Origin of the sequence: Phormidesmis priestleyi ULC007, from assembly GCF_003003695.1 — a bacterium.
Taxonomy (GTDB): domain Bacteria; phylum Cyanobacteriota; class Cyanobacteriia; order Leptolyngbyales; family Leptolyngbyaceae; genus Phormidesmis_A; species Phormidesmis_A priestleyi_A.
This window is the reverse complement of sequence record NZ_PVWG01000033.1, coordinates 45,426-51,860: the sequence shown is the minus strand read 5'-3', so window position 1 is coordinate 51,860 and position 6,435 is coordinate 45,426. Positions and strand designations below refer to the sequence as shown.

General features: G+C 50.4%; 7 protein-coding genes. 4 read left to right on the top strand and 3 right to left on the bottom strand.

The window, feature by feature from the left end; translation table 11 throughout:
• The first annotated feature begins 60 nt into the window (after positions 1-60).
• From C7B65_RS19935 to C7B65_RS19925, 3 genes are read left to right on the top strand one after another with little or no spacing between them, the layout of a single operon-like run.
• Positions 61-432 carry a hypothetical protein gene (locus C7B65_RS19935; protein WP_073074357.1) on the top strand — a complete coding sequence of 124 codons (372 nt, stop codon included), beginning with the start codon at positions 61-63 and terminating at the stop codon, positions 430-432.
• Between the two features lie 51 nt (positions 433-483).
• The gene (locus tag C7B65_RS19930) at positions 484-2,229 is read left to right on the top strand and encodes a vWA domain-containing protein (RefSeq protein ID WP_073074358.1); all 1,746 of its coding nucleotides are present in this window, start codon (positions 484-486) and stop codon (positions 2,227-2,229) included.
• Positions 2,230-2,239: 10 nt separating this feature from the next.
• Positions 2,240-2,593, top strand: a complete 354-nt coding sequence (locus C7B65_RS19925) for a hypothetical protein (RefSeq protein ID WP_073074359.1) — start codon at positions 2,240-2,242, stop codon at positions 2,591-2,593.
• 5 nt (positions 2,594-2,598) lie between these two features.
• Here the strand turns inward: C7B65_RS19925 and C7B65_RS19920 are convergent, their stop codons facing one another.
• From C7B65_RS19920 to C7B65_RS19910, 3 genes are all read right to left on the bottom strand, one after another.
• Entirely contained in the window at positions 2,599-3,675 is a 1,077-nt protein-coding gene (locus C7B65_RS19920) for an LOG family protein (RefSeq protein WP_073074360.1), read from the bottom strand.
• 255 nt (positions 3,676-3,930) lie between these two features.
• The gene (gene trxA, locus C7B65_RS19915) at positions 3,931-4,320 is read right to left on the bottom strand and encodes a thioredoxin (RefSeq protein WP_397428424.1); all 390 of its coding nucleotides are present in this window, start codon (positions 4,318-4,320) and stop codon (positions 3,931-3,933) included.
• Positions 4,321-4,609: 289 nt separating this feature from the next.
• A complete protein-coding gene (locus C7B65_RS19910; RefSeq protein ID WP_073074362.1) occupies positions 4,610-5,773 on the bottom strand; it encodes a GuaB3 family IMP dehydrogenase-related protein in 1,164 nt (387 codons plus the stop codon).
• 165 nt (positions 5,774-5,938) lie between these two features.
• Here C7B65_RS19910 and sufU point away from each other — a divergent pair, with 165 nt between their 5' ends.
• On the top strand, positions 5,939-6,409 hold the full coding sequence (sufU, locus tag C7B65_RS19905; RefSeq protein ID WP_073074363.1) for a Fe-S cluster assembly sulfur transfer protein SufU: 471 nt from the start codon (positions 5,939-5,941) through the stop codon (positions 6,407-6,409).
• Positions 6,410-6,435: the final 26 nt, after the last annotated feature.

The window sequence follows — 6,435 nt, the reverse complement described above, 5'->3', positions numbered from 1 at the left end:
GCGGGGGATGGAATCCCGGAGTCAATCGGGTGAGTACTCACTGGAGCGTTTTATATTTAATTGCGCCTAGCTACTTATAACTGGGCGGAGGCAACTCAACGATTTGCCACTCAAATTGCAAGTCGAGAATCGACGTTAATTCCAGATTTGCTCGACGCATTACACACCGTTCTCGCATTAACTCAGCAAGTTGTAGACGCGCTGCAAACCGTTAATCAAGTGCAGTCTGCTGCCTATCGTCCCTTGGCGAGACAGCAGTTGCAAGCAACCTGCGATCGCTTAGAGCAAACTCATAACGAACTCCAACAATTGCAGGATCAGATTTTGCTATCTGGCTGCGATCGCACTCTTTTAGAAGACAATTTGCCGTTGAGTTTGCGATTAGTGATCGAGACAAATCGGACAGTGTTGCGATCGCAAAACCCTGGCTGAAAATCTCCGATTTGGCATCATCAGTAAAAACTATATTCAAAAGGAACGCTCATGAAACGTTTCAAAAACCTGCGGACGTGGTTCGGCTGGTGGTTTATCTGTGGAATCTGCTTGTCGTCACTTTGGGCGTGTGGCGGCATCCCATCAGTTACCTCGGTTGAAAGCGCCGATCGTGTTTTACACGCCGATCTTCTGCCCAAAATCAACGTCGAAAAATCACTGATCTCAGATGCTGTTGCCCAACGCTATACCGTCCAAAAAGTTGCAGAACCCTTACCCAAGCTCGAAGATTTTCCCGTTTACGGTGCCCAGCCTTCAACTGATTCTAAAATTACCTATATCGAGATTTTAGGATCGGCTGAGAAATCAAACGGACAAAAACAAGATGAACGCTGGCTCGTCAGCGTTGCAGAAACCTTTAACGCCAAGCGAGTGGCTACTCCTTCTGGGCAGACGATCCAAGTCGGCATTCGCAACGTTCCTTCGGGCACGGCAGCTCAACTGTTAGCCGCTCAAGCCGTTCGCCCAACCGGATTTTCACCCTCTAATCATCTGTGGCTACAGCTTCTACAACAGCAAGGGTTGTCAAGCACGATCGTCACGCCTCGTTTAGTGCCCAACTCAGCCGGGTTTGTCGTCGAGTCAACCGCTTATCAAACTCTTGCCAAAGGCGGAGAAGTCACCTTTGAGCGACTTTTAGATGCGATCGTATCGGGCAAGCTCACGGTCGGCTATCCCAATCCTTACACCAGTTCGGCATCGCTCAATTTGCTCTATAGCCTCTTTTGGCGCAGCGCTGGACATCACCAAGACCGCAAGCCGCTCACCGTCGCCGAATTGCAGTCTCCGCAAGTCAACTCGGTGTTTGATGCCTTTCAGAAACAGGTTTTAGTGACGACCACTACCACGCTGGATCTGAAAGAGATCTTCATCCGCGATCGTCAAAAGCTGCAAGCCTTTCCGCTCGAATATCAGAGTTATCAAACGCTCAAAAAACTACCTGGATTTGAGGATGTCGCCTTTGTGCCGTTTGGGGTGCCTCACGACAGTCCGTTAATCGGCTTTGCCTGGAATAGCCCCATTCAGAAAGAAGCCTTAAAGCAATTTGCAGACTTTGCGGAGTCCGCTGAGATGCAAAAACTGGCGATCGCGCAAGGCTTTGATCCCACCAATTCTTTAAAGAACACCGCCCCACCTCTTCCCTCTGGTGAAGTCCTCAAAGCAGCTCAGTCTTTTTGGAAACAGCGCAAAGATGGCGGACGGACTGTTTATCTATCCCTGGTAATCGACACCAGTGGCTCAATGGAGGGTGCCCGTATGCAAGCTGTGAAAAGCAGTTTACGAATTGCGGCTCAATCGATTAACCCTGGCAACTATGTAGGACTGACGGCATTTAGCGATCGTCCCACTGCGATCGTGCCGCTTGCCCCGTTTGACTCGCTGCAACATCAGCGTCTATTAGCAGCAGCAGACCAACTCAGAGCCGATGGGGGCACCGCAATGTATGACGGCATAATTTCTGGTTTATCTGATTTACTAGAACGCAAAAAAGCCGATCCTAACGGTCGATTTTATCTGATGTTGCTCTCCGATGGCGAAACCAATCAGGGACTTAAGTTTGACCAAGTGAAAGAGGTCTTAGCCCATAGCGAAGTGCGTTTCTATCCGATTGCCTACGGTGAAGTGAATCAAACTGAGCTGCAAGCGATCGCGCAACTGCGAGAAGCAACGGTCAAATCAAGCGATCCTCAAAAGCTGCAAACGCTGTTCACAGAACTCTTTCAAACCAACCTATAACAGTTCTTTTATGGCTGCCCTCAACCGCTATTTGCTGCAAATTTTAGGCGCTGGCTGGATGCTCTTTCTCGTTGCCGGGTGGGCGATCGCCTACAGTTCTCCCGGCTCAGTGGTGTTAATCGATCGTAGCTATTGTGCGCCGACTCAATGGCAACAAGTCGCCCAAGCCTATGAGCGACACTACCAAACCTCACGCCTGCAAACGGTGATTCTGTTTAATGACTTGAGTCAGGAGAACTTGTCGCCTGCCCCTACGCCATCTGTGGTTCGTAACTTGACCACTTACGGACGCTCAAATCCAGTCCGTTTGTCTGAATTACAGCGAATCTATCCAAATGCTCAATTGTTAAATTGCCGCTCCTGATCCCGCTATTTTCGCTCTGGGTGCGCCGAAACTTCTTGCGGGAGAGTTGGCGCTCCTAACTGGTTAATGGTCGCGATAAAGCGATAGAGCCGACCCAAATCTTTCTGATTAAAATACAGCAGCAGCCGTGGCAACTTAGAGGTTTCGTCTTGAGCTTCTTGAGGCAGTGCTTTACTGCGCTCGATCGTCCCTTTCACCAAAATATCGGCAAAGTTATCGTTCAGCAGCGCCACACTTTCATCCGTCAAGTCAGACTTAAGCCGAATCACCAACTGCTCACCTACATAGCGGCTAGAGTGATAGACCCGATAAAAGCTAGAAATCGCATCACACGCGACATCGATATTTTCTGTGATCGTATACAAACTTGGATCGTCGGGACTGATCAGTCCTCGCTTCAGCAACTGCTTGTCAACATAATCTGCCCAGTCGTGCCAATAGCTGCCGCCTGGCTTGTCAATCAACACGAGCGGCACCGGAGCCGACTTGCCCGTCTGCGTCAGCGTCAAGCATTCAAACGCTTCATCTTGCGTGCCAAACCCACCCGGAAACAGCGCTAAGGCATCACTTTCTCTCAGAAAGAAAACTTTGCGCGTGAAAAAATACTTAAACGGCACCAGTTTAGGGTCGCCCTCGATAAACGAATTCGCGCCCTGCTCGAATGGAAGCTGAATATTTAGCCCAAAGGATTGATCTGCCCCGGCTCCCTCATTTCCAGCCTGCATGATGCCGCCACCTGCCCCAGTGATTACCATGTAGCCCTGAGCCGTGACGCAGCGCGCAAACTCCCGCGCCATCTGATATTCTTCGGTGTTGGGTGAAATTCGAGCAGAGCCAAAAATGGCAATTTTGCGAACGTGACGGTAAGGATAAAACGTGCTAAATGCCCGCCCCATGTCTTGCAAAGATGCATTGAGAATTTTCCAATCTAGCCGATCAATGTCGTCTCCCGCCATTCGCACAATCAGCGCCAGCGACTGAGCAATTAATTCCCCGTGGCGCAAGTTAGGCAACTGCTGCAACAAGTCATTGACCGTGATCTGAAGCGAATCTATTGCCTGAACGGTGCGATCGGGGGTCATAACACTCCTCTAAACTGGGCTGGGCTATCTATTCTAGCGAGATCTTAGCCAAAGAGAATTCATACAGACAGTAAAAAACGCCTCCCTCATCAGAGCCGAGGCGTTATCAGCATACTGCTAGTGCATCACCAAAACCGTTTACTCCTCTCTTTCGAGTGTGCCCAACTCAAAGAGGAAGCCATCAGGAACTCATAAACGGTTGGTGTGGCAGTTCGCTTGACGAAATTCCGAAGGGCGTAACGAAAAGAACGAAGCCTAGAGATGCTTTTCGAGGGTGTTAGAGAGAGTGGTTTTGGGCACGGCACCCACCACCATATCGACGCGTTGTCCTCCCTTAAAGATCATTAGCGTTGGAATGCTGCGAATCCCATACTTGCTAGCAATACTGGGGTTGTCGTCGGTGTTGACTTTAACCACCTTGACTTTGCCCTCAAACTGAGCTGCGATTTCATCGACGACGGGTGCCACCATGCGGCAAGGGCCACACCAGGGTGCCCAAAAATCGACTAAAACCGGAACTTCGCTCTCAAGTACTTCTTGATCAAACGTAGAATCTGTAACTTGTGCGGCTGCTGACATGCCTGAAAATCCTTGCCTATACTCGTTTGAGGAAATTCTACCATAGCAAAAACGACAGGCTCTCATCGCAGTGCAGACATAATTAGATACAATTGGCACTTCTCTTGAGGCGTGAGCGTTTTCGACAATGCGAATTTGTTGTTAAGTTCTGAGCGGGGATCGGCTAAAGCCTGAAACCTGCTCTCTTAAAAAGGAACCGCCTAAACCGAAGTTCAGGCGGAGTGTGGTGTGAGGAGTGAACGGAAACTTGCGTCTCCGCTTTTTCTATTGTAGACGACGGATTTGGAATTACCAGGGTGTGTGTGAGACTGAAAAAACTCTTAAGAATTTGTTCAGACGATCGGTCACTCAGGCTCTATTTGCCCATGCCTAACTGTTGGGCTTTTTGGTAAACTTTGCCTTCAGTCAGCAACGATGGCGCAATCACGACTTCGACCTGCTGCATCTCTTTGATGTCTTTTGCGCCCAAGGTGCCCATGCTGGTTTGCAGAGATCCTAAAAAGTTGTGGGTGCCATCATCGAGTTGAGCTGGGCCGCGCAGAATTTGTTGCAGGGTGCCAGTGGTGCCGACTCGAATGCGAGTGCCTCTAGGCAACACAGGGCTAGGCGTTGCCATGCCCCAGTGGAAGCCGCGTCCGGGAGCTTCTTGCGCTCTGGCAAAGGGAGAGCCAATCATCACGCCATCCGCTCCACAGGCGATGCACTTGCAGATGTCTCCACCCGTGATCAAGCCACCATCGGCGATAATTGGCACATAATTTCCAGTTTCGCGATAATAATCATCACGAGCGGCAGCACAGTCGGCGATCGCGGTTGCCTGCGGCACTCCGACCCCTAAAACCCCGCGAGACGTACATGCTGCACCAGGGCCAATGCCTACCAGCACGCCAGCCGCACCCGCTTTCATCAAATTTAAGGTGACTTCATAAGTGACACAGTTACCCAAAATTACTGGAATCGGCATTTCTTGACAAAACTGAGCTAAGTCTAGCGGCGCGATCGATTCGGGTGCGAGGTGAGCCGTTGAGACGACAGTAGCTTGCACAAAAAATAGATCGGCTCCGGCTTTAGCTACAACTTGACCAAACTGAATAGCTCCTGCGGGAGTCGCGCTAACTGCCGCAATGCCGCCCTGTTGCTTGATTTCTTTGACTCGCTTCTCAATCAATTCCGGTTTGATCGGCTCTAAATAGAGTCGCTGCATCAGCGTCACAAACTCATCTTTACCCACAGCGGCGATCTCATCCAAAATGGGGTCAGGGTTTTCGTAGCGAGTTTGCACACCTTCTAAGTTGAGAACACCGATTGCCCCTAATTCCGATAACAAAACCGCCATCTTCACATCCACCACCCCATCCATCGCACTGGCAATGATGGGAATTTCGCGCTCAATGCCGCCGATCGTCCAGCGCGTATCTGCCAACTTTGGATCGAGGGTGCGTTGTCCGGGAGCCAGCGCAATCTCGTCAATTCCATATGCTCGACGGGCAGTTTTGCCTCTGCCAATTTGAATATCCACGCTTCATCCCCCAAGACTTATTGAAATAGGGTATCAAATTTGCATCGGGAATGGGTTGAAGAGATTCTGAAACCAACGATGCAAGGGAGATCGTAGACGGTGATCTCGACTGCTCGATCGCTTGAGACCCTGATAGGATGAAGATAGCCGTAACCAATCTAAACTATGACGCTGGCAAATCTGCGTGACCTTTATCAACAGGTCATTCTAGAACGCTATAAAAAGCCAAAACACCGAGGCGTGACCAACCCCGTGCATCGGCTACAACGAGGACACAATCCTTCGTGCGGAGACACGATCGAACTCACCGTCAGACTCAATGAAGCGGGCGACCACATTGAGGATGTCAAATTTGAGGGTGAAGGATGCGCGATCGCGATGGCATCGGCTGACTTAATGGCAGAAGCATTGCGTGGCAAAAGCACGGACGAAGCTTTAGAGATGGTGCAGCGCTTTCAGAGCATGATGCAAGGCAATGACGAGTTTCCGACTGAGCAGCGCAAGCTGAATGTTATGAAAGGGGTGTCTCAGTTCCCAGTTCGCATTAAATGTGCGACGCTGACTTGGCACACGCTAAAAGCCGCTCTCGAATCTGCAAACGAGCCACAGCCCGCTGGGTTTGTCAGCAACGAGTAGCCGAGACTCAGGCATTGCATCGCGTC